General features: G+C 37.4%; 27 protein-coding genes and 1 other annotated feature. Of the genes, 23 read left to right on the top strand and 4 right to left on the bottom strand.

What is annotated here, in order from left to right:
- The first annotated feature begins 429 nt into the window (after positions 1 to 429).
- The gene (locus tag ABH960_RS13010; RefSeq protein WP_000903181.1) at positions 430 to 1197 is read left to right on the top strand and encodes a tRNA threonylcarbamoyladenosine dehydratase; all 768 of its coding nucleotides are present in this window, start codon (positions 430 to 432) and stop codon (positions 1195 to 1197) included.
- Between the two features lie 156 nt (positions 1198 to 1353).
- Here ABH960_RS13010 and ABH960_RS13005 read toward each other — a convergent pair whose 3' ends face one another.
- Positions 1354 to 1995 (bottom strand): RsfA family transcriptional regulator, encoded by a 642-nt coding sequence (locus tag ABH960_RS13005; RefSeq protein WP_113935634.1) that lies wholly within the window; start codon positions 1993 to 1995, stop codon positions 1354 to 1356.
- A 37-nt stretch (positions 1996 to 2032) separates the two neighbouring features.
- Positions 2033 to 3319 (bottom strand): replication-associated recombination protein A, encoded by a 1287-nt coding sequence (locus ABH960_RS13000; protein WP_002067244.1) that lies wholly within the window; start codon positions 3317 to 3319, stop codon positions 2033 to 2035.
- A gap of 395 nt (positions 3320 to 3714) precedes the next feature.
- Here ABH960_RS13000 and cymR point away from each other — a divergent pair, with 395 nt between their 5' ends.
- The 7 genes from cymR (at position 3715) to ABH960_RS12965 (ending at position 10121) form a co-directional block, all read left to right on the top strand.
- Positions 3715 to 4131 (top strand): cysteine metabolism transcriptional regulator CymR, encoded by a 417-nt coding sequence (cymR, locus tag ABH960_RS12995; protein ID WP_000704117.1) that lies wholly within the window; start codon positions 3715 to 3717, stop codon positions 4129 to 4131.
- Positions 4132 to 4166: 35 nt separating this feature from the next.
- Positions 4167 to 5312, top strand: a complete 1146-nt coding sequence (locus tag ABH960_RS12990) for a cysteine desulfurase family protein (RefSeq protein ID WP_061689583.1) — start codon at positions 4167 to 4169, stop codon at positions 5310 to 5312.
- A gap of 16 nt (positions 5313 to 5328) precedes the next feature.
- Positions 5329 to 6444, top strand: coding sequence for a tRNA 2-thiouridine(34) synthase MnmA (mnmA, locus tag ABH960_RS12985; protein ID WP_404445594.1), 1116 nt, complete (start codon positions 5329 to 5331; stop codon positions 6442 to 6444).
- 110 nt (positions 6445 to 6554) lie between these two features.
- On the top strand, positions 6555 to 7214 hold the full coding sequence (locus ABH960_RS12980; protein ID WP_404445591.1) for a tetratricopeptide repeat protein: 660 nt from the start codon (positions 6555 to 6557) through the stop codon (positions 7212 to 7214).
- A gap of 107 nt (positions 7215 to 7321) precedes the next feature.
- Complete coding sequence (recD2, locus tag ABH960_RS12975; RefSeq protein ID WP_404445588.1) at positions 7322 to 9658, top strand: SF1B family DNA helicase RecD2; 2337 nt, start codon at positions 7322 to 7324, stop codon at positions 9656 to 9658.
- 127 nt (positions 9659 to 9785) lie between these two features.
- Positions 9786 to 9974 (top strand): hypothetical protein, encoded by a 189-nt coding sequence (locus ABH960_RS12970; RefSeq protein WP_002015288.1) that lies wholly within the window; start codon positions 9786 to 9788, stop codon positions 9972 to 9974.
- Between the two features lie 18 nt (positions 9975 to 9992).
- Positions 9993 to 10121, top strand: a complete 129-nt coding sequence (locus ABH960_RS12965; protein ID WP_002015286.1) for a YrzQ family protein — start codon at positions 9993 to 9995, stop codon at positions 10119 to 10121.
- A gap of 36 nt (positions 10122 to 10157) precedes the next feature.
- Here the strand turns inward: ABH960_RS12965 and ABH960_RS12960 are convergent, their stop codons facing one another.
- Positions 10158 to 10370: a hypothetical protein gene (locus tag ABH960_RS12960; protein WP_002015285.1), complete on the bottom strand. Its 213-nt coding sequence runs from the start codon at positions 10368 to 10370 to the stop codon at positions 10158 to 10160.
- Between the two features lie 158 nt (positions 10371 to 10528).
- Here ABH960_RS12960 and ABH960_RS12955 point away from each other — a divergent pair, with 158 nt between their 5' ends.
- The 13 genes from ABH960_RS12955 to ABH960_RS12895 all read left to right on the top strand — a co-directional run bounded on the left by ABH960_RS12955 (position 10529) and on the right by ABH960_RS12895 (position 24110).
- Positions 10529 to 11614 (top strand): AI-2E family transporter, encoded by a 1086-nt coding sequence (locus tag ABH960_RS12955; protein WP_219303574.1) that lies wholly within the window; start codon positions 10529 to 10531, stop codon positions 11612 to 11614.
- A gap of 112 nt (positions 11615 to 11726) precedes the next feature.
- Positions 11727 to 11945: a binding site (T-box leader), on the top strand.
- Between the two features lie 41 nt (positions 11946 to 11986).
- Complete coding sequence (gene alaS / locus ABH960_RS12950) at positions 11987 to 14629, top strand: alanine--tRNA ligase (protein ID WP_016100592.1); 2643 nt, start codon at positions 11987 to 11989, stop codon at positions 14627 to 14629.
- Between the two features lie 78 nt (positions 14630 to 14707).
- Positions 14708 to 14974, top strand: coding sequence for an IreB family regulatory phosphoprotein (locus ABH960_RS12945; RefSeq protein WP_000348591.1), 267 nt, complete (start codon positions 14708 to 14710; stop codon positions 14972 to 14974).
- Positions 14975 to 14977: 3 nt separating this feature from the next.
- A complete protein-coding gene (gene ruvX, locus ABH960_RS12940; RefSeq protein ID WP_001221204.1) occupies positions 14978 to 15391 on the top strand; it encodes a Holliday junction resolvase RuvX in 414 nt (137 codons plus the stop codon).
- Between the two features lie 12 nt (positions 15392 to 15403).
- Positions 15404 to 15682 carry a DUF1292 domain-containing protein gene (locus ABH960_RS12935; RefSeq protein ID WP_002034112.1) on the top strand — a complete coding sequence of 93 codons (279 nt, stop codon included), beginning with the start codon at positions 15404 to 15406 and terminating at the stop codon, positions 15680 to 15682.
- A gap of 241 nt (positions 15683 to 15923) precedes the next feature.
- Complete coding sequence (gene mltG, locus ABH960_RS12930; RefSeq protein ID WP_113935629.1) at positions 15924 to 16994, top strand: endolytic transglycosylase MltG; 1071 nt, start codon at positions 15924 to 15926, stop codon at positions 16992 to 16994.
- 215 nt (positions 16995 to 17209) lie between these two features.
- Positions 17210 to 17851, top strand: a complete 642-nt coding sequence (locus ABH960_RS12925; protein WP_012261742.1) for an O-methyltransferase — start codon at positions 17210 to 17212, stop codon at positions 17849 to 17851.
- 7 nt (positions 17852 to 17858) lie between these two features.
- Entirely contained in the window at positions 17859 to 18788 is a 930-nt protein-coding gene (locus ABH960_RS12920; RefSeq protein WP_002015276.1) for a peptidase U32 family protein, read from the top strand.
- An 18-nt stretch (positions 18789 to 18806) separates the two neighbouring features.
- Positions 18807 to 20087, top strand: coding sequence for a peptidase U32 family protein (locus ABH960_RS12915; RefSeq protein WP_002015275.1), 1281 nt, complete (start codon positions 18807 to 18809; stop codon positions 20085 to 20087).
- A gap of 17 nt (positions 20088 to 20104) precedes the next feature.
- On the top strand, positions 20105 to 20743 hold the full coding sequence (udk, locus tag ABH960_RS12910; RefSeq protein WP_002015274.1) for a uridine kinase: 639 nt from the start codon (positions 20105 to 20107) through the stop codon (positions 20741 to 20743).
- Between the two features lie 276 nt (positions 20744 to 21019).
- Positions 21020 to 21496, top strand: a complete 477-nt coding sequence (gene greA / locus ABH960_RS12905) for a transcription elongation factor GreA (protein ID WP_078213491.1) — start codon at positions 21020 to 21022, stop codon at positions 21494 to 21496.
- A gap of 92 nt (positions 21497 to 21588) precedes the next feature.
- The gene (locus tag ABH960_RS12900) at positions 21589 to 23343 is read left to right on the top strand and encodes a peptidoglycan D,D-transpeptidase FtsI family protein (protein ID WP_404445576.1); all 1755 of its coding nucleotides are present in this window, start codon (positions 21589 to 21591) and stop codon (positions 23341 to 23343) included.
- A 116-nt stretch (positions 23344 to 23459) separates the two neighbouring features.
- The gene (locus ABH960_RS12895) at positions 23460 to 24110 is read left to right on the top strand and encodes a YrrS family protein (RefSeq protein WP_002138429.1); all 651 of its coding nucleotides are present in this window, start codon (positions 23460 to 23462) and stop codon (positions 24108 to 24110) included.
- A 36-nt stretch (positions 24111 to 24146) separates the two neighbouring features.
- Here the strand turns inward: ABH960_RS12895 and ABH960_RS12890 are convergent, their stop codons facing one another.
- Positions 24147 to 24362 (bottom strand): YrzA family protein, encoded by a 216-nt coding sequence (locus ABH960_RS12890; RefSeq protein WP_002015268.1) that lies wholly within the window; start codon positions 24360 to 24362, stop codon positions 24147 to 24149.
- A 137-nt stretch (positions 24363 to 24499) separates the two neighbouring features.
- Here ABH960_RS12890 and ABH960_RS12885 point away from each other — a divergent pair, with 137 nt between their 5' ends.
- Both ABH960_RS12885 and mtnN read left to right on the top strand, forming a co-directional pair.
- Positions 24500 to 25138, top strand: coding sequence for a class I SAM-dependent DNA methyltransferase (locus ABH960_RS12885; protein ID WP_002015267.1), 639 nt, complete (start codon positions 24500 to 24502; stop codon positions 25136 to 25138).
- 14 nt (positions 25139 to 25152) lie between these two features.
- Positions 25153 to 25848, top strand: a complete 696-nt coding sequence (gene mtnN, locus ABH960_RS12880; protein ID WP_404445571.1) for a 5'-methylthioadenosine/S-adenosylhomocysteine nucleosidase — start codon at positions 25153 to 25155, stop codon at positions 25846 to 25848.
- Positions 25849 to 25905 lie beyond the last annotated feature (57 nt).

The following is a 25905-nucleotide window of genomic DNA, read 5'->3' as shown; positions in this document are numbered from 1 at the left end:
AACCGTCGCATCTCATCGTTGCTTATGCTAGTCCGGTGCTCGAGTAGTAAAGCTACACTGTGCTCCTCCTAGCATAAGTGCCTCGATCTGCTCGGTTCTCTAAATCCTCCTTTTTAAACGTATATTGAAGAGGTTGTTTAAAAAGTCCGGTTCAGATAACCGTCGCATCTCATCGTTGCTTATGCTAGTCCGGTGCTCGAGTAGTAAAGCTACACTGTGCTCCTCCTAGCATAAGTGCCTCGATCTGCTCGGCCATCTGAATCCTCCTTTGTAAACTTGCATTTAGGAAGAAGTAAAAGCCCGGTTTACACTATGTTTTCATTTTTAAAATATGTATTTTTAAGGATTCTATAACTTTTTCTATACAAATAGTCGGAAAAACGCTAGAATACATGGTAGACCATTTTTGTAATAGGAGTGTAGAGCTGAATGTTACATCAATTTTCACGTAATGAATTAGCCTTTGGAAAAGAAGGCCTTGAAATATTAAAAAATAGTACAGTCGGTATTTTAGGTATTGGCGGTGTAGGATCATTTTCGGCAGAAGCGTTAGCACGTTCTGGCGTAGGACGTCTTGTATTAGTTGACAAAGATGTTGTAGATATTACAAACGTAAACCGTCAAATTCACGCGTTAGTATCTACTGTAGGACGTTCAAAAGTAGAATTAATGAAAGAGCGTATTGCAGATATTAATCCAGAGTGTGAAGTAATTGGACTAGAGATGTTTTATACAGATGAAACATATGAAGAGTTCTTTAAACACGGTTTAGATTTCGTAGTAGATGCATCTGATACGATTACGTTCAAAATTCATTTAATTAAACAATGTTTACGTCGTAAAATCAAAATTATCTCATGTATGGGTGCGGCAAATAAAATGGACCCAACTCGTTTCCGTATTGCGGACATTTCTAAAACGCATACAGATCCAATTGCGAAAGTAATTCGTACGAAGCTTCGTAAAGATGGTATTAAAAAAGGTGTAAAAGTTGTCTTCTCTGACGAAAACCCAATCGTAATTCGTGAAGAAGTACGTAAAGAAATCGTACCAGACGAAAATGCAAAAATTCGTAAAGCGAAATTACCACCTTCTTCAAATGCGTTCGTACCATCTGTGGCTGGTTTAATTATGGCAAGTCACGTTGTACGTGAGCGTATTAAAAACGTAGAAGTGAAGCGTGTAGGGCAAGAATAAAAAGGAAGCATATATCGTTTAGGATATATGCTTTTTGTATGTTTTAAAGAAATATCGATGTCGAATCGTTAATATAATTACATTTACTGTGGTGCTTTTTTACTAAGGGAAAATAAACAGGGATGTCACTTAGTTGAAAAAGTGGCATCCCTGTTTTTAGTTTTCTGCAGAATATATAATATCTAAATTTCCATTTTGATCGGTTTTGAAAATCGGAGCAATTTGCTCTTCTTGTTCTTCGACCGAAACAAGTTTTCGAGCACGATCCATAATTCTAACAAGCATTGCATAATCTTCTTCGATTGCTTGTTGTTTTTTTGTGAGAACAGCTAATTTTGCTTCAAGTTCATTATTCATTTTTTGCAGGGAAGTGAGCTGATCTTGTAATACGTCATTTTCAGTTTGTAACTTTGCGAGTGAAGGGTTATTGTGCTCCAAGTTTTGCAAAAATGAGATGACATTTTGCATTGTAAGACCTTGTTTATTTGGGACAATATCTTCTGAAAACTCGGCATCGATTACGAGCTGCCGAGTTTGTGTGAACTGCTCTTTTTCTATTTTAGCTTCCGAACGCTTTAATTCTTTACGTTGTTTTTTTGCGATTTGCACCGCATCTTCATAATATGGTCTTACTTCAGCATTCCATCTAAAGCCACAAGCTGCTGAAGTTCGGTTTAATGTATCACCGACTTCATCGAATGCTTTTATTTGTGTACTTCCGCTGCGAATATGTCGTAAAACAGTTTCTGCTAAAAGGAGATCGTCTTCTTTTGTCCATGCATCTTGACGTGTTTTCATAAGCGAACCCTCCGTAATGGTGACGTTTTCGCTTATATTACCCTTTATTCTTCGTTTTATGCGAACTTTGTAATCTTTCATAAACAGTAGAAAGTGCTTGTTCAAATTTCCCTGTCGTTTTCGGTTTATAATATTGCTTGTTTTTAATTTTATCAGGTAAGTATTGTTGTTGTACCCAACCGTTTGGGTGATCGTGTGGATATAAGTATCCGATGCCTCTTCCTAACGATTCGGCTCCTTTATAATGACTATCTTTTAAATGACTTGGAATATCGCCTGTTTGGCCATTACGTAAATCGTGTAGTGCGGCATCGAGTGCTTTATAGGCCGAGTTTGATTTCGGTGATAGACAAAGTTCAATAACAGCATTTGCAAGTGGTATGCGTGCCTCTGGGAAGCCGACCCGTTCAGCTGATTCAATCGCTGCAAGTGTACGTTGTCCAGCTTGTGGGCTAGCAAGTCCGATATCTTCATATGCCATAATAAGCAGACGTCTACCGATGCTTTGTAAGTCACCAGCTTCAATAAGACGTGCTAAATAATGAAGCGCGGCGTTCACATCACTTCCGCGTACTGATTTTTGAAAAGCAGATAAAACGTCATAGTGAGCATCGCCACCTTTGTCGTGAACAAAACTCTTTTTCTGTAAGCATTCTTCCGCGATTTCAAGTGTAATTTCCGCGGCTTTGTCGTCAGTTGTAAAGCTAGATAAAACAGCTAGTTCAAGTGCATTATAAGCTGAGCGCATATCTCCGCCTGACGCATTTGCAAAGTGATGTAATGCTTCATCCGTAACAGTCACATCATATTCCCCAAGCCCTTTTTCTTTATCTTCAAGCGCTCGTTTTAAGCCAATTAAAATATCATCTTCTGTTAATGCGTGTAATTCGAAGATTTGACAACGGCTTCGAATAGCAGAATTAATAGCATGGAACGGATTGCTTGTCGTTGCACCAATTAAAGTAAGAAGTCCGCTTTCTAAATGGGGTAATAGAAAGTCTTGCTTCGCTTTATCTAGCCTATGAACTTCATCCAAAATTAAAACGAGGTGCCGATGCATCTTCGCTTCTTGTACGACAACTTCCATATCTTTTTTATTATGAGTAACAGCGTTTAAGAGGCGAAACAGGGTTCCAGTACTTCCTGCAATTGCGCTAGCGATTGATGTTTTTCCTGTGCCTGGAGGACCGTATAAAATCATTGATTGAAAATGATTTGCTTGGACCATACGCCATAAAATCTTGCCTTCACCAACTAAATGCTGTTGTCCGATAATTTCTTGAATATTTGTAGGGCGCATTCGATGTGCGAGTGGTTGTTTCATTTGACCCTCTCCCTTAATGTATAATCTCATTCTATCGTATCATTTTTTTTGATGAAATTTGAAATAGGATGCTGTTTTGTGGGGAAAATGAATACGAATATTCCTATTTTTCTTTCAATTGTAATAATTTCCGAGTTTTTCAATGTGATTTTATGTTATCATTTTGATACACAAGTTGAAATTTCTTATAATACTATATTATGCTATAATTTCATAGGATTTTAAATTGTGTTCTTTTATAAAGTGAAACTTTAATTAGTGGGGGTTTTGTTCATCCCCCACCTAACTTCTTTGCTCCAGCCGAATTGTGAGGTGGGAGTTTTACTGCCCGCAAATAGCGGGATAAATAAGATATAACCAATAGAAGTGAAAATTTGAAAAGAGGTGCAAAATAGATGAAGATTTCAACAAAAGGCCGCTACGGCTTAACAATTATGATCGACCTTGCAAAAAAGTTTGGTGAAGGCCCAATTTCATTAAAATCAATTGCACAGGCACATGACCTATCTGAGCATTACTTAGAGCAATTAATTTCACCACTTCGTAACGCTCGTCTTGTAAAGAGTACGCGCGGGGCATATGGCGGATATGTATTATCTGATCAGCCAGTCAACATTACAGCTGGAGATGTAATCCGTGTACTAGAGGGTCCAATTAGTGTTGTAGAAATGATAGAAGAAGAAGAACCAGCACAACGCCAATTATGGATGCGTGTTCGTGATGCGGTGCAAGAAGTATTAGATAGTACAACTTTAGAAGATTTAGTACGTTATGAGGAAGAAAATCACGGGGGCTATATGTTTTACATTTAATTCCTTGTGAAACGATTTGGAAAGAAGGAGATTTAATGGAACGCATTTACTTAGATCATGCTGCGACATCTCCGACTCACCCAGAAGTGGTCGAAAAGATGATTCCATATATGACAGAAACATTTGGAAACCCGTCTAGTATTCACTTTTATGGGCGTCAAACGCGCCATGCGGTAGATGAGGCGAGACGTGTGTGTGCACGTAGCATTCACGCGAGTCCAAATGAAATTATATTCACGAGCGGTGGTACAGAAGCTGATAATTTAGCACTTATAGGTGTAGCGCGTGCGAATCGTCATAAAGGTAACCACATTATTACAACGCAAATTGAACATCATGCGATTTTGCATACGTGTGAATTGTTAGAGCGTGAAGGATTTGAAGTGACGTATTTACCTGTTGATGAAACAGGGCGTGTTCAAGTTTCTGACATACAAAAGGCACTAACGGAAGAAACGATTCTTGTATCTATTATGTTCGGGAATAATGAAGTAGGGACAATACAACCAATTGTGGAAATAGGAAAGTTGTTAAAAGAGCATCAAGCTTATTTCCACACAGATGCTGTACAAGCTTACGGTTTAATAGAAATAGATGTGAAAGAGTTTGGTATTGATTTATTATCGATTTCCGCTCACAAAATTAACGGCCCAAAAGGTGTAGGGTTCCTATATGCTGGTGCAAATGTGAAATTTGAACCGTTATTAATAGGCGGAGAGCAAGAAAGAAAACGTCGTGCTGGTACTGAAAATGTACCTAGTATTGTTGGACTTCAACATGCAGTTTCGCTAGCTGAAAAAACTCGTGAGCAAAAAAATGCCCAATATGAAGAGTTTAAAGATATAATGGTATCTGTCTTCAAAAATGAGGACATTCATTTCGAGGTAAACGGAGACTTGGAATATCGCTTACCACATGTGTTTAATATAAGTTTTACAGGAATGAATATTGAACCGTTTCTTGTAAACCTAGACTTAGCTGGTATTGCAGTATCAAGTGGTTCTGCTTGTACAGCTGGTTCGATTGACCCATCACATGTATTAGTGGCGATGTTCGGAAAAGACTCCGATCAAATACGTTCATCCGTACGCTTTAGTTTCGGACTTGGAAATACGAAAGAGCAAATTGAAAAAGCGGCGTACGAAACAGTGAAAATCGTGAAGCGATTAACACAAAATTAGCATGGGAGGTGACATGATGAACAAACTACCTCAAGAAACACGCGTTGTCATCGGGATGTCCGGTGGCGTCGATTCATCTGTAGCAGCTCTTTTATTAAAAGAGCAAGGTTATGATGTAATCGGAATTTTTATGAAAAACTGGGATGATACAGATGCAAATGGTGTCTGCACAGCAACAGAAGATTACAATGATGTAATTGAAGTGTGTAACCAAATCGGCATTCCGTATTATGCAGTAAACTTTGAAAAACAATACTGGGATAAAGTATTTACGTACTTTTTAGATGAGTACCGAGCTGGTCGTACACCAAACCCAGATGTAATGTGTAACAAAGAAATTAAATTTAAAGCATTTTTAGAGCATGCAATTGCACTTGGTGCTGATTATGTAGCAACAGGTCATTATGCACGCGTTGCTTATATGGACGGCGAATATAAAATGCTTCGCGGCGTTGATGACAATAAAGATCAAACATATTTCTTAAATCAATTAAGCCAAGAGCAACTATCAAAAACAATGTTCCCATTAGGTGAATTAAAGAAACCACAAATTCGCGAAATGGCGACAGAAGCTGGTTTAGCGACAGCGGCGAAGAAAGATAGTACTGGTATTTGCTTCATTGGTGAGCGTAACTTTAAAGATTTCTTAAGTAACTATTTACCGGCGCAACCAGGTGTGATGCAAACATTATCTGGTGAAGTGAAAGGGACACATGATGGTTTAATGTATTATACAATTGGACAACGTCATGGCCTTGGTATTGGTGGTAATGGTGATCCGTGGTTTGCTGTTGGGAAAAACTTGAAAGAAAACATTTTATATGTTGACCAAGGATTCCATAACGAACTTCTATATGGTGATGAAGTTATTGCTACGAATGTAGGCTGGGTAAGTAATAAAGCGAAGGAAAAAGAATTTACGTGTACAGCGAAATTCCGTTATCGTCAAGCAGACAATAAAGTAACGGTTCAAATCGTTGATGAAAATACAGTTCGTATTCTTTGTGATGAGCCAATTCGTGCGATTACGCCAGGCCAAGCAGTTGTTTTCTATGATGGAGATGAGTGCTTAGGCGGCGCTACAATTGATGAAGTATATCATAGTGGTAAGAAATTAGATTATTTAGGATAACACGAGAAGCCTCTGCCGATTAGCGGTTAGAGGTTTCTTTTACATAAAGCGAATTTTCGTTCGCTTGGAAAATACATTCTTTGTTATAATTTGTTGTAGAGGTGAAGGATATGTCAAACAAACTTGAAACAGGTATTAAATATATGCAAGAAGGAAACTGGGAAGAAGCAGCTAAAAATTTCACAGAAGCAATCGAAGAAAATCCGAAAGATGCGCTTGGATACATTAACTTTGCGAATTTATTAGATGTATTAGGTGATAGTGAGCGAGCAATTGTATTTTATAAACGTGCATTAGAATTAGATGGTAAATCTGCGGCTGCTTATTATGGCTTAGGAAATGTATATTACGGTCAAGAGCAATTTGCAGAGGCGAAGGCTGTATTTGAACAAGCGATGCAAGTGGGATTACAATCAGCTGACGTAACATTTATGTTAGGTATCACACATGTGCAACTTGGAAATGATCGTCTTGCACTTCCATTTTTACAAAGAGCGACGGAATTAGATGAAGGCGATGTAGAAGCTGTTTTCCAATGCGGACTTTGCTTCGCACGACTAGAACATATTCAAGAGGCAAAACCTTATTTTGAAAAGGTGTTAGAAATGGATGAAGAGTATGCAGATGCGTATTATAATTTAGGTGTTGCGTACGTATTCGAGGAGAATAACGAGAAAGCTCTTACTTTATTTAAGAAAGCGACTGAAATTCAAGCAGACCACTTTTTAGCTGGTAATGGTATTCGTTTATTAGAGCAAGAAGCTGAATAAAGTGAAATTATAGTTTAATGCGCAGTTACCCCTCATCTAAAGATTGTGAAAGAGGTGGGGGATGTACTGCTCATTAAAGTGAAAAGAACTCGGAAAGGAGAGGAAATATGGGAAATCAACATGCAATGGATTTGTTTGAGGAAGAAAAAAGATTTATAAAAGCGCAAGTTCTTCATACCATTTTCCACAACGAAGAAAACCTCTATTCCGTTGTCAGTATGAAAGTCATTGAAACGAATGAAACATACGACGAAAAAAAAGTAATGATAAACGGTCATTTTCCCCGTATGCATGAAGATGAAGTGTTTACATTAACAGGTCATTTTAAAGACCACCCAAAGTATGGAAAACAATATTTAGTTGAAACGTTTAAAAAAGAATTGCCACAAACAAAAGCAGGTATGGTGCAATATTTAGCGAGCGATTTATTTAAAGGGATTGGAAAGCGTACAGCCGAAAAAATCGTGGACCATCTTGGTGAGCATGCGATTTCTAAAATTATGGATGATCCGGATGCGTTAAGTGGTGTTGTAAACAAGCAAAAAGCGCAGGAAATATATGAGACGATTATTGAGCATCAAGGGCTCGAGAAAGTGATGAGTTTTTTAAATGGTTACGGTTTTGGAACAAAACTTTCTATTAAAATTTATCAGCAATATAAAGAGATGACATTAGAAGTGATTCGTAATAATCCGTATAAACTTATTGAAGAAGTGGACGGAATTGGATTTGGAAGAGCAGATGATATAGGGCGTGCAATCGGAATAACGGGCAATCACGATGACCGTGTACGTGCAGGGTGTTTTTATACGTTAGAGAATATTTCATTACAACTCGGTCACGTGTATATGGAAAAAGGTCAGCTTGTAAGAGAAACGATGTCACTTTTAAATAATCAAGAAGGCGGAGTGACTGAGGAAGATATTGTAGGCTGCGTTGAAATGATGCAAAGTGAAGGGAAAGTCATCATAGAAGAAGAGCGTGTGTATTTAGCTTCGTTATTTTACTCTGAAAAAGGCGTTGTAAAGTCCATTCGCAGGCTTATGAATCAAGAGGAAACCCCTGCATTTCCTGAAGCAGAAGTGTTAAAGACATTAGGTGAAATTGAAGAACAGCTAAAGGTACAGTATGCACCGCTTCAGCAAGAAGCAGTTCAAACTGCACTTCATAAGCCGATGATGTTATTAACAGGTGGACCAGGAACGGGGAAAACTACAGTTATTAAAGGAATTGTTGAAATGTATGCGTCGCTTCACGGGCTATCACTAAATCTAAATGAATATAGTGATGACAATCCATTTCCAATACTATTAACGGCTCCAACAGGAAGAGCAGCGAAGCGAATGAGTGAATCGACGGGGCTTCCGGCGTGCACAATTCATCGCCTGCTTGGATGGACGCCAGAAGGGTCTTTCCAGCGCAATGAAACAGACCCTGTTCAAGGGAAGCTCCTTATTATTGATGAGTTTTCGATGGTAGATATTTGGCTGGCAAATCAATTGTTTAAATCCTTGCCGACGAACATCCAAGTAATCGTTGTAGGTGATGAAGACCAATTACCATCGGTAGGACCTGGACAAGTGTTGAAAGATTTATTAAATGCAGGTGCCATTCCAACGGTAAAACTCACAGAAATTTATCGTCAGGCAGAAGGTTCGTCTGTTATTCAGCTTGCCCATGCGATAAAAGACGGAACACTTCCGTCAGATTTAGCACAAAATAAAAAAGATCGTTCATTTATCAGCTGTGCAGGTGCTCAAATTGTTGAGGTTGTTAAAAAGGTTTGTGAAAATGCTAAGACAAAAGGCTTTAGTGCAAGAGATGTACAAGTGTTGGCACCAATGTACCGCGGACCAGCAGGTATTAATGTGTTAAATGAAGCTCTTCAAGAAGTGTTTAATCCGAAAAAAGAAAAGAGTAAAGAAATTGCCTACGGTGACGTTGTATACCGGCGAGGTGATAAAGTACTTCAATTAGTCAATCAGCCGGAAAGCCAAGTGTTTAATGGTGATATTGGAGAAATTGTTTCAGTATTTTATGCGAAAGAAAATGTCGAGCAACAAGATATGATTATCGTTTCATTTGATGGAATTGAAGTAACATATACAAAGCCGGATTTAAATCAAATTACGCATGCCTATTGCTGCTCGATTCATAAATCACAAGGTAGTGAATTCCCAATAGTTATTATGCCAATTGTAAAGAGCTACTACCGTATGTTACGTCGTAATTTAATTTACACGGGTATTACAAGGAGTAAGAAATTCCTTATTATTTGCGGGGAGGAAGCAGCGTTTCAATCCGGTGTAAATCGCCTTGATGATGCAATGCGTCAAACGACTTTAGCTGGCCGATTGCAAGAATCACAAGGAGAAGTGCAGATGGTGACGGTTAATGGTGAAGAAATGGACGTGGAAAACATTTCACCGTATGATTTCATGTAACAAGGTGAAATTATATAGTGAACCTTTCAAACGTATAACGTTGAAAGGTTCTAGCAATGTATAAATGAATGCAGTTTGGACATAATGGCGAATAGAATCTGGGAGACTGTAAGGAGATGAAAGCCATATGTTCAGTTGTCCAAATTGTAAAGGGAAAGACATCGGAAAAATAGGTGTCAACCAATTTTATTGCTGGAATTGTTATATCGAATTATCGGTTTCAAAGGGGAAAATCCATACACATCAAGTAGAGGAAGATGGTTCATTAAGCTCTCTTGATGATTTATTTGATGATAATGAAAGAACGATCGGATAACGAAAAGGGGGATTTACTTTGAATCTACGCAATTCATTAATCGCATTAGGTGTTGGAGCTGCAGCATATCAATATGCTCGCAAACAAGATGTATTCTCAAAACGCAATGTGAAAAAAGCACGTAAGATGATTAAGTCTTATTTATAAGGCGTAAAAAACTCCCTTTATGATAAGGGAGTTTTTTTATGCGCTTGTATGCAAATATAAAAGTCCGATTTCAGAGAAGAGATAAGATAAACCGTAGCATCCAACACCAAGCATTCCATAATGCCATAAGTGCTTAGCTCTTTCCTTTCGTGAGGAACGAATAAAGAAGCCTTTCCAAATACCAAACCCGATACAAATCCATTCAAGAAGCATAAAAAGTGCGGATAATGCAAGCATAAATAAGATCATTATGAGCCCTCCTGATTATATTTTGACATTTTGTATTTTCAGGGGTGGTTGTCCTTATTATGTTAAATATATGTACGTCTTTAAAAAACAGTATGGTCTGTATAAAAAGATTTTAAAACTTTTGCACATAACCTAACCTATTTATTTTCAAAATAAAGATGGAGGAGGTTTTTCGTGTGAAGAATCTTAAAATCATTTGGATATATCGTTTAGGATTATTGTTACTCGTTTTTCTTTGTTTGCTCGTCTTTTTAAAAATTAAGCCACTATGGGCACCGATTATTTTTGTATTTAAAGTGGCGATCACACCGTTCTTTATTGCTTGTTTTATTGCTTATTTATTACACCCTTTAATTGAAAAAATCCATAAGGAAGGAATGCCACGCACACTTGCTATTTTGCTCATTTATATTCTTTTCTTTGGCGGAATTGGCTATGGAATTTATAAAGGAACGCCAGTTGTTATTAAACAGTTACAAGAAATTAATGAACAATTTCCACAGTTTACAAAAATGTACGATTCTTGGATGGATGGAGTTACAGAACAAACAGCGAATTTCCCATCATTTATTCATGAAAAGGTGAAACAAATTTTTGGTGGTGTAGAAACGAAGATTCAAGCGCTTTTAAATAAAGTCATGAGCACAGCTCGTGGTGTACTGGATTCGTTACTCATTATTTTCTTAATTCCATTCATTGTATTTTACATATTAAAAGATTACGGTGAGTTTTATCATATATTTTGGAAATTAGTCCCGAGTAAGTGGCGTAGTACGGGTCAAATGCTTGCGAAAGAAATTGATAAGTCACTCGGAAGTTATATTCGAGGACAGTTATTTGTTTGCTTAGTATTAGGGGGAGTATCTGTTCTTTCTTTTTGGTTTATCGGTATGAAATATCCATTGCTGCTCGGCATTATTATTGGGGTAACGGATATAATCCCGTACTTTGGTCCTATTTTAGGGGCGATTCCCACGTTGATGATTGCGGCAACGGTATCAACGAGTTTACTCATTAAGGCGGGGATTACAATTGCTATTTTGCAATTTTTGGAAAGTAACATTTTATCGCCTTACATCGTTGGTAAGTCGCTTCGTATGCATCCCGTTATTATTATGCTCGCATTACTAGTTGGAGGAGAGATAGCCGGGATTGTAGGATTGCTAATATCGGTTCCAATTTTAGCTGTTATTCGTACAGTGATCGTTCATGTGAGGCCTCTTTGGAAAAGGGAAGATATTTAAAATGAAAAGTAGATGCTTATGTAGCTAACGAAAATGTGTGTAGTACAAGATAATTATTATTATCTACATTGACAAACTTAAGAGAATTCTATTATATTTAGTCATATAATACATTAAATCAATGACGGAACAAGTATGTTACAGTCCATTTATAGAGAGAAGCTTCCACTGGCTGAAAGAAGCTTTAAATGAAGGGTAACAGAAAGCTAATCCTGAGAGCAGCTAATCACTGCCGTCTTGCCACGTTACGGCACCATGAGGTGATGAATTGATTGTTATAATAATCAATTCATAATTAGGGTGGTATCGCGAGTTAACTCTCGTCCCTTTTATTAGGGGCGGGAGTTTTTTATATTTAAGGAGGAAAATACAATGAAACAACTAACAGGCGCACAAATTCGTCAAATGTTTTTAGACTTTTTCCAAGAAAAAGGACATGCAGTAGAACCAAGTGCATCACTAGTTCCTCATGAGGATCCATCTCTTCTATGGATTAATAGTGGTGTAGCGACATTAAAGAAATATTTTGATGGTCGTGTAATCCCACAAAATCCACGTATTACAAATGCACAAAAATCAATTCGTACAAACGATATTGAAAACGTTGGGAAAACGGCTCGTCACCATACATTCTTTGAAATGTTAGGGAACTTCTCAATCGGTGATTACTTCAAAGAAGAAGCAATTACTTGGGCTTGGGAATTTCTAACGAGCGACAAATGGATCGGATTCGATAAAGAATTACTATCTGTTACAATTCATCCGGAAGATGAAGAAGCATTCACAATTTGGAATGAGAAAATGGGTGTTCCAAAAGAACGCATCATCCGTTTAGAAGAAAACTTCTGGGATATCGGTGAAGGACCAAGTGGACCGAATACAGAAATTTTCTATGACCGCGGTGAATCTTACGGTAATGACTTTAGTGACCCAGAATTATATCCGGGCGGAGAAAACGAGCGTTACTTAGAAGTATGGAACCTTGTATTCTCTCAATTTAACCATAATCCAGACGGTTCATATACGCCACTTCCTAAGAAAAACATCGATACAGGAATGGGTCTAGAGCGTATGACATCTATCGTTCAAGATGTACCTACGAACTTTGATACAGACCTATTCATGCCGATGATTGGTGCAACAGAATCAATTTCTGGTGAGAAATATCGTAATGGCGATTTAGAAAAAGATATGGCGTTTAAAGTAATTGCTGACCATATCCGTACAGTAACATTCGCTGTTGGTGACGGTGCTCTTCCATCTAACGAAGGCCGTGGTTATGTGTTACGTCGTTTATTACGCCGTGCTGTTCGTTATTCTAAGAAATTAAACATCAACCGTCCGTTCATGTTTGAATTAGTACCGGTTGTTGGAGAAGTAATGAAAGACTTCTATCCAGAAGTACTTGAAAAGAAAGATTTCATCGCAAAAGTTGTGAAGAATGAAGAAGAGCGTTTCCATGAAACACTTCATGATGGTGAATCAATTTTAGCTGAAGTAATTGCAAAAGCGAAAGAAGAAAAAACAACTGTTATTTCTGGCGTAGATGCGTTCCGCCTATACGACACGTACGGTTTCCCAATTGAATTAACAGAAGAATATGCAGAAGAAGCTGGTATGACAGTTGATCAAGCGGGCTTTGAAAATGAAATGGAGAAACAACGTGAGCGTGCACGTGCTGCTCGTCAAGACGTTGATTCTATGCAAGTTCAAGGCGGTGTACTTGGTGAAGTTAAAGTAGCGAGCGAATTCGTTGGTTACGGTACAGTTGCAACAGAAAGTAACGTTGTTGCACTTGTGAAAAATGGTGAGTATACAGATAGCTTACAAGCAGGTGAAGAAGGACAATTAATGCTTGATGTAACGCCATTCTACGCTGAGAGCGGTGGGCAAATTGCAGACCGTGGTTATCTTCTTGCTGACGGCGTGAAAGTTGTTGTAAAAGACGTACAAAAAGCACCAAATGGTCAAAACTTACACAAAGTTGTTGTTGAAGAGGGTACATTAACGAAAGAAGCGGCTGTAAAAGCTCTTATCGATACGAAAAACCGTAGTAGCGTTGTGAAAAACCATACAGCAACTCACTTACTGCACCAAGCATTAAAAGATATACTTGGAACGCATGTTAACCAAGCGGGTTCTCTTGTAACATCTGAACGTTTACGTTTTGACTTCTCTCACTTCGGTCAAGTACAAGCTGATGAATTAGAAAAAATTGAGCGTATCGTAAACGAAAAAATTTGGGAAAGTATTGATGTTGCGATTTCTCAAAAAGCAATCGAAGAAGCGAAAGAAATGGGCGCAATGGCATTATTCGGTGAAAAATACGGTGATGTTGTACGCGTTGTACAAGTAGGCGATTACAGCTTAGAGCTTTGCGGTGGTTGTCACGTTGATAACACAGCTTCTATCGGTATTTTCAAAATCGTTGCTGAGTCTGGTATCGGTGCAGGAACTCGTCGTATTGAGGCGGTAACTGGTAAGTCTGCATACGAATTAATGAACGATCAAGTAGGTTTATTAAAAGAAGCAGCAGGAAAAATGAAAACAAATCCGAAAGATATTTTAACAAGAGTTGATGGTTTATTTGCTGAAGTAAAACAACTTCAAAAAGAAAACGAATCTCTTGCTGCGAAATTAAGCAATATCGAAGCTGGAAACTTAACTGATTCAGTAATGACAGTTGATGGCGTGAACGTATTAGCGGCAAAAGTAAATGTTGCAGATATGAACAACTTACGTACAATGATGGATGACCTTAAAAATAAATTAGAGTCTGCAGTTGTTGTATTAGCGTCTGTAAATGACGATAAAGTAAATATTTTAGCTGGCGTAACGAAAGATTTAATTAGTCAAGGTTACCATGCGGGTAAACTTGTGAAAGAAGTAGCTTCTCGTTGTGGAGGCGGCGGTGGTGGCCGTCCTGATATGGCACAAGCAGGCGGTAAAAACCCAGCGCAAGTAGAGGAAGCTTTAGCGTTTGTACAAGAGTACGTTAAATCTGTTTCAAAATAAAGAGATAGTAGTGTACAATGGTAGGGAGAGGAGAAGTTCTTCTCCCTATACTTACTACTTACAAGTGAGGTGCTTGAAATGGACGGTTTTGATAAGACAATGAAGTTTAGCATTCAAGATGAAAAACAGAGTGTCCATGTAAATGATGTACTTTTAACTGTGTATGATGCACTTCAAGAAAAAGGTTATAATCCGATTAACCAAATCGTCGGTTATTTATTAAGTGGAGATCCAGCATACATACCTCGCCATAAAGATGCACGAAGCATCGTTCGCAAGCTTGAACGTGATGAGATAATTGAAGAGCTTGTGAAGTCTTACTTGAAACATCATCGTGAGGAGTAGTTTATGCGGATATTAGGTTTAGATGTTGGTACTAAAACAGTCGGTGTTGCAATGAGCGATGAGATGGGCTGGACAGCACAAGGGCTGGAAACAATCAGGATTAACGAAGAACGAGGCCACTTTGGTTTTGACCGTATTTCTGAGTTGGTAAAACAGTACAATGTGGACAAAATAGTAGTAGGTTTACCTAAAAATATGAATGGTACAATCGGCCCTCGTGGTGAAGCGTGCCAGCAATTTGCAGAAAACCTGCGAAATCTGTTACAATTAGAAGTTGTAATGTGGGACGAGCGTTTGTCGACGATGGCAGCGGAACGTCTGCTCATTTCAGCTGATGTGAGCCGTAAGAAGCGAAAACAGGTAATCGATAAGATGGCTGCAGTCGTGATCTTACAAGGATTTTTAGATAGTAAATAAGAGGTGACCAAAATGGAAGAAAATCAAATTACAATTGTAGACGAAAAAGGAAACGAACATTTATGTGAAATTATTTTCACTTTTGATGCTGAAAAATTCGGCAAAAAATCTTACGTAGTCTTCTCTCCAATCGGTGAAGTAGACGAAGATGGAGACCAAATCTTCGATGCAATGGCATACGAGCAAAGCGAAGAAGAGGGCGGAACATTACTTTCAATTGAATCTGAAGAAGAGTGGGAAATGGTACAAGAAATGTTTAACACTCTTGCTGATGAGCAAGAAGAAGAATAGTAATGGATAAAAAGGCGAACTGTGTACACAGTTCGCCTTTTTTGTATTCATATGCAAAATGACAGATTTTTTGTCGAAACTACTTAATTGTTTATAGTATAATAAGACGGGTTGTATGAAAAAAGGCTTTAAATAAGTAGCTGTCACCGATTATTTAGAAATGATTGGTTTTGCTTTATGTTTGTAGGGCATTGTATAGAGGAAGTGTATACGGTCTACAATTAAATAAGGAGGAAGAATTTTGGTAGAGAATCAAGTGAAGAAGAAGCGTAGACGCATTTTTTTAATTTCGATTATCGCACTGCTTTTAGTTTGTGGATCAGTCTATGCGTATATTTCATCTGCATTAGGGCCAGTTGATAGTGGAAATAAAAAAGAGATTGAGGTAGAGATTCCAAAGGGGTCATCTACAAGTAAAATCGGTGAGATTTTAGAAGAAAAAGGTGCTGTGAAAAGCAGTACAGTTTTTAGTTTTTATACGAAATTTAAGTCGAAAAGCTTACAAGCAGGTACATATTTATTAAATCCTTCGATGAGTGCTAACGATGTCATTGAACAAATGTCATCTGGCAACGTACATCGTCCGGCTCTTTATAAAGTGACGATTAAAGAAGGAGCGCAAGTAAATGAAATTGCTGAAGTGATTGCGGCAGAATTAAAGTGGAATAAAGATGATGTTGTGCGTCAATTAAACGATAAAGCATTTATTCAAAAAATGCAGCAAAAGTATCCGAAGCTATTAACGGATAAAATTTTTGATAGCAACATTAAATATCCACTAGAAGGATACTTATATCCAGCAACGTATTCTTTCTATAAAAAGGATACGAAATTAGAAGAAATTGTAATCCCGATGCTTGAGAAAACAAATGCAATTATTGTTCAAAATGAGGCGAAAATGAAAGCGAAGAACTGGGATGTTCATCAACTTCTCACGTTGTCTTCACTTATTGAAGAAGAGGCTACTGGCTTTACTGATCGCCAGAAAATCTCTAGTGTTTTCTATAATCGTTTAGCGAAAGGTATGCCGCTTCAAACGGATCCGACGGTATTATACGCGCTTGGAAAGCATAAACAACGTGTATTATACGAAGACTTGAAAATAAACTCACCGTACAATACGTATGTTGTGAAAGGGTTGCCAGTTGGGCCGATTGCAAACTCTGGTAAACATTCAGTGGAAGCAGCGTTAGATCCTGCGCAAACAGATTATTATTATTTCTTAGCTGCACCAAGTGGTGAAGTGTATTATGCGAAAACATTAGAAGAACATAATGCATTAAAGCAAAAATACATTACGAAAAAACAGTGAAATGGGGAGGGATAGCGAAAAGGGTCGCATATCCCTCTTTTTTGTGGTAAAATATATCGGGTTAAAAACTGGCAGAAGAATCGTTTTTAATATCAAAACGGGACGTACAAGCTAAGGGTGAAACTGGCTTGTATTTTTATTGCATTCTATGTGTGAAAAGACAAAGGTTGACGCGTCATAGAGGCACTTCTCCATGTAAATAAGGAGGACCAATTATGGAGGATGCAGTTAACGAGTACCTATTATCATTTATTGATCCAAAAGATAAATTAATTCTTGAAATGGAAGAGTATGCAACTGAAAACCATGTGCCGATTATGGATCGACTTGGAATGGAATTTATGCTGCAATTTTTACGTTTAGTTGGACCGGAAAGTATTTTAGAACTTGGAACAGCAATCGGTTATTCTAGTATTCGTATGATGCAAGCTATTCCGAACTCTCGCATTGTGACAGTAGAGCGCAATCGTGAACGATATGAAAAGGCACTTGAATATATAGAATGTTCCTCGGTAACAGACCGTATTTCTGTTATTTACGGTGATGCTTTAGAAACGGGCGAACAAGTGAAAGAACATGGAACATTTGATGTTATTTTTATTGATGCAGCGAAAGGGCAGTATCGTCGCTTTTTTGACTTATACGAACCGTTATTAAATCCTGGTGGCGTTATTATTTCAGATAACGTTATGTACCATGGTCTTGTGACGACAAAAGAGAAAATTGAAAATAGACGTACCCGTGGTTTGATTCGTCGTATTAAGACGTACAATGAATGGCTTATGAATCATGAAGGATATGATACAACGATTTTCCCAATTGGCGATGGAGTGGCTGTAAGTAAAAAGAGAGGGTGACAAAAGTATGAAGAAACCTGAATTGTTAGTAACGCCTAGAGCGGTGGCGGATATTGAACCTCTTGCGAAAGCAGGGGCAGATGCAGTAATGGTTGGTGAACAAAAGTTTGGTTTACGTTTGGCAGGAGAGTTTTCACGTGAAGATGTGAAACAAGCTGTAAACATTGCACATGAAAATGGTGTGAAAGTATACGTTGCAATGAATGCGATGTTCCACAATGATAAAGTAGAAGAATTAACGGACTATGTTGCCTTTTTAAATGAGGTAAATGTAGATGCGATTGTTTTCGGAGATCCAGCGGTATTAATGGCTGTTCGTGAAGTTGCACCAAATATGCAACTTCACTGGAATACAGAAACGACAGCAACAAACTGGTTTACTTGTAACTATTGGGGGCAAAGAGGAGCGAAACGCGCTGTATTAGCTCGTGAGCTTAGCTTAGATGAAATTGCTGAATTAAAAGAAAATGCTGAAGTGGAACTTGAAGTGCAAATTCACGGTATGACTTGTATGTTCCAATCGAAGCGTTCACTAGTAGGAAACTACTTTGAGTATCAAGGGCGTAATCTCGACATCGAAAAGAAAAAGTATGAAGAGAATATGTTCTTATACGACCCAGAACGTAATAACAAATATCCAATTTATGAAGATGAAAATGGTACTCACATTATGAGTCCGAATGATATTTGTTTCATCGATGAGTTAGAGGAACTAATCGATGCTGAAGTCGATAGCTTAAAAATTGATGGTGTCCTAAAAAGTTCTGAGTACATTATTGAGGTGACGAAGAAATATCGTAAGGCGATTGATTTATGTGTAGAAGATCGTGATGCGTATTATGACGTGAAAGATGATTTATTTAAAGAGATAGAAGAAATACAACCGGTAAATCGTCCGTTAGATACAGGATTCTTCTTTAAAGAAACGGTTTACTAAACGAGGAGGGTGTAGGAAATGACTGTACAAGAAATTTCACGAGTGATCGATGGCAAACGCGTTATTGTGAAAAAACCTGAACTGTTAATCCCTGCGGGTAACTTAGAAAAATTAAAAGTAGCTATCCATTATGGGGCAGATGCTGTATATTTAGGTGGACAAGAATTTGGTCTTCGTTCTAATGCAGGTAACTTTACGCTGGAAGACATGGCAGAAGGCGTTGAATTTGCAAAGAAATATGGAGCAAAAATATACGTGACAACAAATATTTTTGCACATAATGAAAATATGGATGGGCTAGAGGAATATTTAAAAGGGATTGAAAAAGCTGGCGTAACGGGAATTATCGTTGCCGATCCGCTTATTATTGAGACATGTAAACGTGTAGCTCCTTCTGTTGAGGTGCATTTAAGTACACAACAATCACTATCCAACTGGAAAGCAGCACAGTATTGGAAAGAAGAAGGTTTACATCGTCTTGTATTAGCTCGTGAAGCAAGCTATGAAGAAATGAAAGAAATTAAAGAAAAAGTTGATGTTGAAATTGAAGCATTCGTCCATGGTGCAATGTGTATCGCGTATTCAGGGAGATGTACATTAAGTAACCATATGACAGCGCGTGACTCTAACCGTGGTGGTTGTTGTCAATCTTGCCGCTGGGATTATGATTTAGTTCAAACGGTATCACAACATAAAGATGCAAAAGAGCTTCCTCTATTCCAAGAAGAAGATGCTCACTTTGCGATGAGCCCAAAAGATTTAAATTTAATCTTATCAATTCCGAAAATGATTGAAATTGGAATTGATAGCTTAAAAGTTGAAGGACGTATGAAATCTATCCATTACGTAGCGACTGTAGCAACTGTATATCGTAAAGTAATTGATGCGTATTGTGCGGATCCGGATAACTTTGAGTTTAAACAAGAATGGTTAGATGAACTTGATAAATGTGCAAATCGTGATACAGCTCCTGCATTCTTTGAAGGGGTTCCAGGACATCAAGAGCAAATGTTTGGAAATCATAGTAAGAAAACAACGTATGATTTTGCTGGTTTAGTGTTAGATTATAATGAAGAAACGGGCATCGTAACGCTTGAGCAACGTAATCACTTCAAACCAGGACATGAAGTGGAGTTCTTTGGGCCAGAAATAGAAAACTTTACGCAGACGGTGGAGAAAATTTGGGATGAGGATGGAAACGAATTAGATGCAGCGAGACATCCGTTGCAAATCGTGAAATTCAAAGTGGATCAACCAGTGTATGTGAATAATATGATGCGCAAAAACATACTTCAATAAGAAAGAGTGGTAGTCGAATGGGGACGAATAAGCCTGTTGTAATTGGAATCGCTGGTGGTTCAGGATCAGGAAAAACAAGTGTAACGAAAGCGATTTTTGACCATTTTAAAGGTCATTCCATTTTAATCTTGGAGCAAGATTATTATTACAAAGATCAAAGCCATTTACCAATGGAAGAACGTTTAAAAACAAATTACGATCATCCGTTAGCGTTTGATAATGATTTGTTAATTGACCATTTGCAGCAGTTGCTTGCATATGAGCAAGTGGAAAAGCCTATATATGACTATACATTGCATACGCGTTCAGAAAAAATTATTCCAGTTGAGCCGAAAGATGTAATCATTTTAGAAGGAATTCTTATTTTAGAAGACCCACGTCTTTGTGAGTTAATGGATATTAAGGTGTTCGTTGATACAGATGCAGACCTTCGTATTTTACGCCGCATGCAGCGCGATATTGAAGAGCGCGGTCGTACAATGGATTCAGTTATCGACCAATACGTAAACGTTGTACGTCCAATGCATAATCAATTTATTGAGCCTTCTAAGAAATTCGCGGATATTATTATCCCTGAAGGTGGACAAAACCATGTTGCAATTGATATTATGGTTACAAAAATTGCAACAATTCTTGAACAAAAAGTAAATTTGTAATAGCATAGTAAAAGATATACGATAGGAAGGGATTTTTTCCCTTCTTATCGAATACAATGAAACATGAAACCTCACCTACCAATAGGTGAGGGCATATTTATATCAACTTTCCATACATACCTTCTTTATATAAGGAAGAATTGGAGAATAAGGGGTTGTATGTGACAACTCCACTAGTGCTACGTGTGCTAGAAACCTCCGCTATATAAGCGGAGGAGTTTTCATATGGAACTCCTCTTTTTTTCGGGGGATTGGTATATAAAAGGAGTGGAAAACATGGCAACAGAAAAAACATACCCTATGACGCAAGAGGGTAAGCAAAAACTAGAGAACGAAGTTGAACAATTAAAAACAGTAAGACGTAAAGAAGTTGTAGAGCGTATTAAGATCGCACGTAGCTTCGGAGATCTTTCAGAGAACTCTGAGTATGATGCAGCGAAAGATGAGCAAGCATTCGTAGAAGGACGTATTACACAACTTGAAAACATGATTCGTAATGCGGTTATCATTGAAGACAATGGTGAAGAGTCTACAGTTGTAACATTAGGTAAAACAGTAATATTTAAAGAGTTACCAGGTGGAGACGAAGAAGCGTACATAATCGTAGGTAGCGCAGAAGCCGATCCATTTGAAGGAAGAATTTCTAACGATTCTCCAATCGCAAAAAGCTTATTAGGTAAGCAAATTGGTGAGAAGGTAGCAATCCAAACACCAGGTGGAGAAATGCAAGTAGAGATTATCTCTGTAAAATAACGTAAAAAATCACTCGTGTAAAAACGAGTGATTTTTTATTTGTATAAAAGGTGAAACACCTCGTCTAAACTACAATAGACGAGGTGTTTTTTATGAAAATGAAACGGAGAATTATAATTGTTTTAATTTGTTTTATGGGTGTGATTTTTTTATTACTTTGTCGTTTAATCCAAATACAGATTATAGATACGGAATCATTTACTGACCGAAATATCAATCTGATTGAAAAAAGTGTTACGCAACGAACACAATCACTTACAGTAGATAATGGAAGAGGGCATTTTACAGATCGAAATGGTAAGGAAATTGGTGAAGAGAAATATCCAGTCTTAATTGTTTTTCCATTTTTACAAATAAAAAATGACATGTTAGAGAAAATTGCGCATATCATTGGTGTGTCGAGACAAGAGATAAGACTGCAAATGAAAAATAAGAATCAAGCATTTATATTACGAAAGGAGAATACCCCATTTCAATTAACGTTCGAGCAGATGAAGAAGGTAAATCAATTAGATATTTTAGGTATTGTAGCAGCAAAAGTTCGACTGAAGCAAATGGGGGAGGCAAATCATTTAATTGGTGATGTGGGAGAGAATGAACAGGAATTTCAAAAGCGTTATGGAGAAATGAAAAAAACTTCGAAACAAACGCCAATTGGTATTTCTGGATTGCAACAATCATTTGATGAATTTTTACTGACTGATGGAGAAGCGAAAGTACTATATCAAGTGGATCGACAAGGAGAACCGATTTTTGGGAAGCAGGCGAAATACACTTCACCAGGAAATCCATTTTATCCAGTTACTATTCAAACAACAATACATAAAACGTTGCAACGACGAGCAAAGAAGATTATAGATGAAAACGGAATAAAAAAAGGTGGGTTAGTATTACTAGACATAAAGAATAGGGAAGTTTTAGCAATGGTAAGTAGGCCTTCTTTACAGATGAATGATAGGAGGATATATAAATCTACACTTGAAAATCAAATGTTAACTCCTCATTTTCCGGGGTCTGTTTTTAAAACAGTAGTTGCAGCAGCAGTAATTGATGAGAATTTGGTGCGGTTTAATCGTACATTTAACTGTAATACGGATTTATACGGTGAAAATCTTCCACAAGTTATGATGGGGTCATTAAACTTTAAGGAAAGCTTTGCTAGAAGCTGTAATCGAACGTTTGCCGTATTAGGTGATGAACTAATGCAAAAGGATAGGGAAGTATTAGAAACGTATTTAGAGGCCTTAGGAGCAAGTGAGAAGGTAGGTTGGAAAGGTTCAGTGTTTCATACACCAGAATTTGAGCAATTGCCAGAAGAAAAGAGTGCTATTATTTGGGGAAGCGAAGAAAATAAAGATAGTAGAAAAGCGATTGCTCAAACGATGGTCGGACAAAAAGATGTACGTGTGTCACCTCTAGCTATAGCGAATATGATGGCGACAATTGCTAGAGGTGGAGAGAAGATGGAAGTGAAAGCTGTGAAAAAAATAGTGTATAAAAATGGAACCGACTTTTTTGCATTTGAAAATCATAAATTAAATGGGAAACAGCTTTCTTATGAAACGATGAAAAAATTACAACAGTTGTTAAGAGCCGTTGTAACGATGGAGAAAGGAACGGGAACCGCATTCCGTTCGTTGCCACTAACTGTCGCTGGAAAATCTGGGACGGCACAAACAGGAAAAGGAGAGAGGGTGAATCGCTGGTTTGCAGGTTATTTTCCATATGAAAACCCAAGATATGCTTTAGTTGTAGTTGATATAGAAACAGATAGTAATGAAAATGTAGTCACACCAGTTTTTGCAGAAATGGTAGAGGCAATTCATCAATTAGAAATTGAAAAGTAATCTTGCAATTATTTATGAAATGTTTTCATTTCGTGAAAATATTATTGTAAATGTTCAACCTTTCTAGATTTAATGTTACAATAGCAAGTATGAAAAACTGCATGGAGGTTTGAAGAATGGCAGGAGGATCTAGATTCCAACAGAAACAACAAAAACGTCGTCAAAACGGTGTTTTAAATATTGCAATCGCTATTGTATTAGTAGCAGTAGCTATTGTAGCATATCAATTGTTTGTTCCTGACACAAAAGAGCAAGCGTCTTCTAATGATAAAAAGGTAGCTCAGCAAACAACAAAAGAGAATAAAGCTGAGAAAGCTAAAGGTAAAGAAGAGCCGAAGAAGAATGAGCAAGATAAGACAGAGGCTAAGAAGAAGGAAGAAGAAGAGAAGCAAAAGGCTGAGGAAGAAAAGAAAAAAGCTGAAGAAGAAGCGAAAGCTAACGAGAAAGCACCAGCTGAAAAAACACAGTCACAGGCAACAGATGCTTATACGAAATCTTCTTGGAAGCCAGTAGGTACAGAGCAAGGTGCAACACCTGCGATGACGTTTAAAAAAGGTACAGCAGATTGGAATGAGATGAATCAAGCGATTTCAGCTGCAATTGACGTTCCAGTAAATCAATTAGTTATCCATAGAATTGGAAATAACGGTAAGAATAAAGCTTACGGTAACGTACAAGATAAACAATCAGGTAAAAAATATTATGTGAATATTGATTGGGTAGACAATGAGGGCTGGAAACCAGTACTCGTTCAAACTCTAAACTAAAAAAAGAGAGGCTCTTAAGAGCCTCTCTTTTTTTAGTTAGCGTAATTTCTTTAATTTAAAATGAACAACCGCACTATAATAAGGTCTTTTGCTTTCAGGATCCATAATCATTTGGTGAGAAATATGATGAACTTCGAGCATAAGTGCTTTATTATTATCAATTTGTTCGTTAATTTTTTTTTCTAGAGAAACTAAGTTTGCAGCCTCGAAAAATTCTACTTTATCTTCTAACATTTCAAAGGTAAATGACACGAAGATGCCCCCTCTCCTATGATAATCACCTATAGTGTAACAAAGAAAAGAAGGAAATACTACGTACATTTCAATTGACATTTTTAGAAAGAGAGAATATCATACTGATAAAACCGATAAGAAAAAGGGGAATTTTTATGGGAACAGAATTTAATGGTTTATTTGATGAATGGGCTCATACGTACGACTCATTTGTACAAGGCGAAGATATACAATATAAAGAAGTTTTCGCCCATTATGAGGACATTTTAGAGGATGTAGTTAACAAGTCATTTGGCAACGTATTAGAATTTGGTGTTGGTACTGGCAATTTAACAAATAAATTATTACTTGCTGGTCGCACAGTTTACGGTATAGAACCGTCACGCGAAATGCGTACTATTGCAAAAGAGAAATTACCAAAAGAATTTTCAATTACAGAGGGTGATTTTCTTTCATTTGAAGTCCCAAATTCAATCGATACTATTGTGAGCACTTACGCATTTCATCATTTAATAGATGAAGAAAAAGACGTAGCAATTGCGAAGTATAGTCAATTGCTAAACAAAGGTGGTAAAATAGTGTTTGCTGATACGATATTTGCAGATCAAGATGCATATGATAAAACTGTCGAAGTAGCAAAACAAAGAGGTTTTCATCAGTTAGCAAACGATTTGCAAACAGAATACTATACACGTATTCCGATCATGCAATCTATTTTTGAAAACAATGGCTTCCACGTAACGTTTACGAGATTAAATCATTTCGTTTGGGTAATGGAGGCAACTAAGCAATAGAAAGAGGGATTAGATTGAGAATTGCTGTAATTGGAGCAATGGAAGAAGAAGTACGTATTTTACGTGACAAACTAAAACAAGCAGAAACAGAAACTGTTGCAGGTTGTGAATTTACGAAAGGGCTATTGGCAGGACATGAAGTAATCTTGCTAAAGTCTGGTATTGGTAAAGTAAATGCAGCGATGTCAACGACAATTTTATTAGAAAAATATAAGCCTGAAAAAGTAATTAATACTGGTTCAGCTGGTGGATTCCATCATTCTTTAAATGTTGGAGATGTAGTTATTTCAACAGAAGTTCGTCACCATGACGTAGATGTAACAGCATTTAACTACGAATATGGTCAAGTGCCAGGAATGCCACCTGGATTTAAAGCTGATGAGGCATTAGTTGCATTAGCTGAGAAATGTATGCAGGCAGAAGAAAATATTCAAGTTGTAAAAGGTATGATTGCAACAGGTGATTCATTTATGAGTGATCCGAACCGCGTTGCAGCAATTCGTGATAAATTTGAAGACCTTTATGCAGTAGAAATGGAAGCAGCAGCTGTTGCGCAAGTATGCCACCAATATGAAGTTCCGTTTGTTATTATTCGTGCACTTTCTGATATTGCTGGTAAAGAATCAAATGTTTCATTTGATCAATTTTTAGATCAAGCAGCTCTTCATTCTACAAACTTTATCGTAAAAGTACTAGAAGAGTTAAAGTAATGTAACAAAAAGGCAACTGTCTCATATAAAGAAAATACATACAGTTGCCTTTTCTTT

The organism is Bacillus sp. RC252 (genome assembly GCF_044909215.1).
In the GTDB taxonomy this organism is placed as follows: domain Bacteria; phylum Bacillota; class Bacilli; order Bacillales; family Bacillaceae_G; genus Bacillus_A; species Bacillus_A mycoides.
Note: the sequence above shows the minus strand (reverse complement) of the source record. Positions and strands in the feature narration are given on the sequence as shown.

What these genes read in the sequence shown, in the direction of transcription:
- ABH960_RS13010 (WP_000903181.1), top strand. Translation starts at nt 430, where the DNA reads ATGTTACATCAATTTTCACGTAATGAATTAGCCTTTGGAAAAGAAGGC.
- ABH960_RS13005 (WP_113935634.1), bottom strand. Translation starts at nt 1,995, where the DNA reads ATGAAAACACGTCAAGATGCATGGACAAAAGAAGACGATCTCCTTTTA.
- ABH960_RS13000 (WP_002067244.1), bottom strand. Translation starts at nt 3,319, where the DNA reads ATGAAACAACCACTCGCACATCGAATGCGCCCTACAAATATTCAAGAA.
- cymR (WP_000704117.1), top strand. Translation starts at nt 3,715, where the DNA reads ATGAAGATTTCAACAAAAGGCCGCTACGGCTTAACAATTATGATCGAC.
- ABH960_RS12990 (WP_061689583.1), top strand. Translation starts at nt 4,167, where the DNA reads ATGGAACGCATTTACTTAGATCATGCTGCGACATCTCCGACTCACCCA.
- mnmA (WP_404445594.1), top strand. Translation starts at nt 5,329, where the DNA reads ATGAACAAACTACCTCAAGAAACACGCGTTGTCATCGGGATGTCCGGT.
- ABH960_RS12980 (WP_404445591.1), top strand. Translation starts at nt 6,555, where the DNA reads ATGTCAAACAAACTTGAAACAGGTATTAAATATATGCAAGAAGGAAAC.
- recD2 (WP_404445588.1), top strand. Translation starts at nt 7,322, where the DNA reads ATGGGAAATCAACATGCAATGGATTTGTTTGAGGAAGAAAAAAGATTT.
- ABH960_RS12970 (WP_002015288.1), top strand. Translation starts at nt 9,786, where the DNA reads ATGTTCAGTTGTCCAAATTGTAAAGGGAAAGACATCGGAAAAATAGGT.
- ABH960_RS12960 (WP_002015285.1), bottom strand. Translation starts at nt 10,370, where the DNA reads ATGATCTTATTTATGCTTGCATTATCCGCACTTTTTATGCTTCTTGAA.
- ABH960_RS12955 (WP_219303574.1), top strand. Translation starts at nt 10,529, where the DNA reads ATGGAGGAGGTTTTTCGTGTGAAGAATCTTAAAATCATTTGGATATAT.
- alaS (WP_016100592.1), top strand. Translation starts at nt 11,987, where the DNA reads ATGAAACAACTAACAGGCGCACAAATTCGTCAAATGTTTTTAGACTTT.
- ABH960_RS12945 (WP_000348591.1), top strand. Translation starts at nt 14,708, where the DNA reads ATGGACGGTTTTGATAAGACAATGAAGTTTAGCATTCAAGATGAAAAA.
- ruvX (WP_001221204.1), top strand. Translation starts at nt 14,978, where the DNA reads ATGCGGATATTAGGTTTAGATGTTGGTACTAAAACAGTCGGTGTTGCA.
- ABH960_RS12935 (WP_002034112.1), top strand. Translation starts at nt 15,404, where the DNA reads ATGGAAGAAAATCAAATTACAATTGTAGACGAAAAAGGAAACGAACAT.
- ABH960_RS12925 (WP_012261742.1), top strand. Translation starts at nt 17,210, where the DNA reads ATGGAGGATGCAGTTAACGAGTACCTATTATCATTTATTGATCCAAAA.
- ABH960_RS12920 (WP_002015276.1), top strand. Translation starts at nt 17,859, where the DNA reads ATGAAGAAACCTGAATTGTTAGTAACGCCTAGAGCGGTGGCGGATATT.
- ABH960_RS12915 (WP_002015275.1), top strand. Translation starts at nt 18,807, where the DNA reads ATGACTGTACAAGAAATTTCACGAGTGATCGATGGCAAACGCGTTATT.
- udk (WP_002015274.1), top strand. Translation starts at nt 20,105, where the DNA reads ATGGGGACGAATAAGCCTGTTGTAATTGGAATCGCTGGTGGTTCAGGA.
- greA (WP_078213491.1), top strand. Translation starts at nt 21,020, where the DNA reads ATGGCAACAGAAAAAACATACCCTATGACGCAAGAGGGTAAGCAAAAA.
- ABH960_RS12900 (WP_404445576.1), top strand. Translation starts at nt 21,589, where the DNA reads ATGAAAATGAAACGGAGAATTATAATTGTTTTAATTTGTTTTATGGGT.
- ABH960_RS12895 (WP_002138429.1), top strand. Translation starts at nt 23,460, where the DNA reads ATGGCAGGAGGATCTAGATTCCAACAGAAACAACAAAAACGTCGTCAA.
- ABH960_RS12885 (WP_002015267.1), top strand. Translation starts at nt 24,500, where the DNA reads ATGGGAACAGAATTTAATGGTTTATTTGATGAATGGGCTCATACGTAC.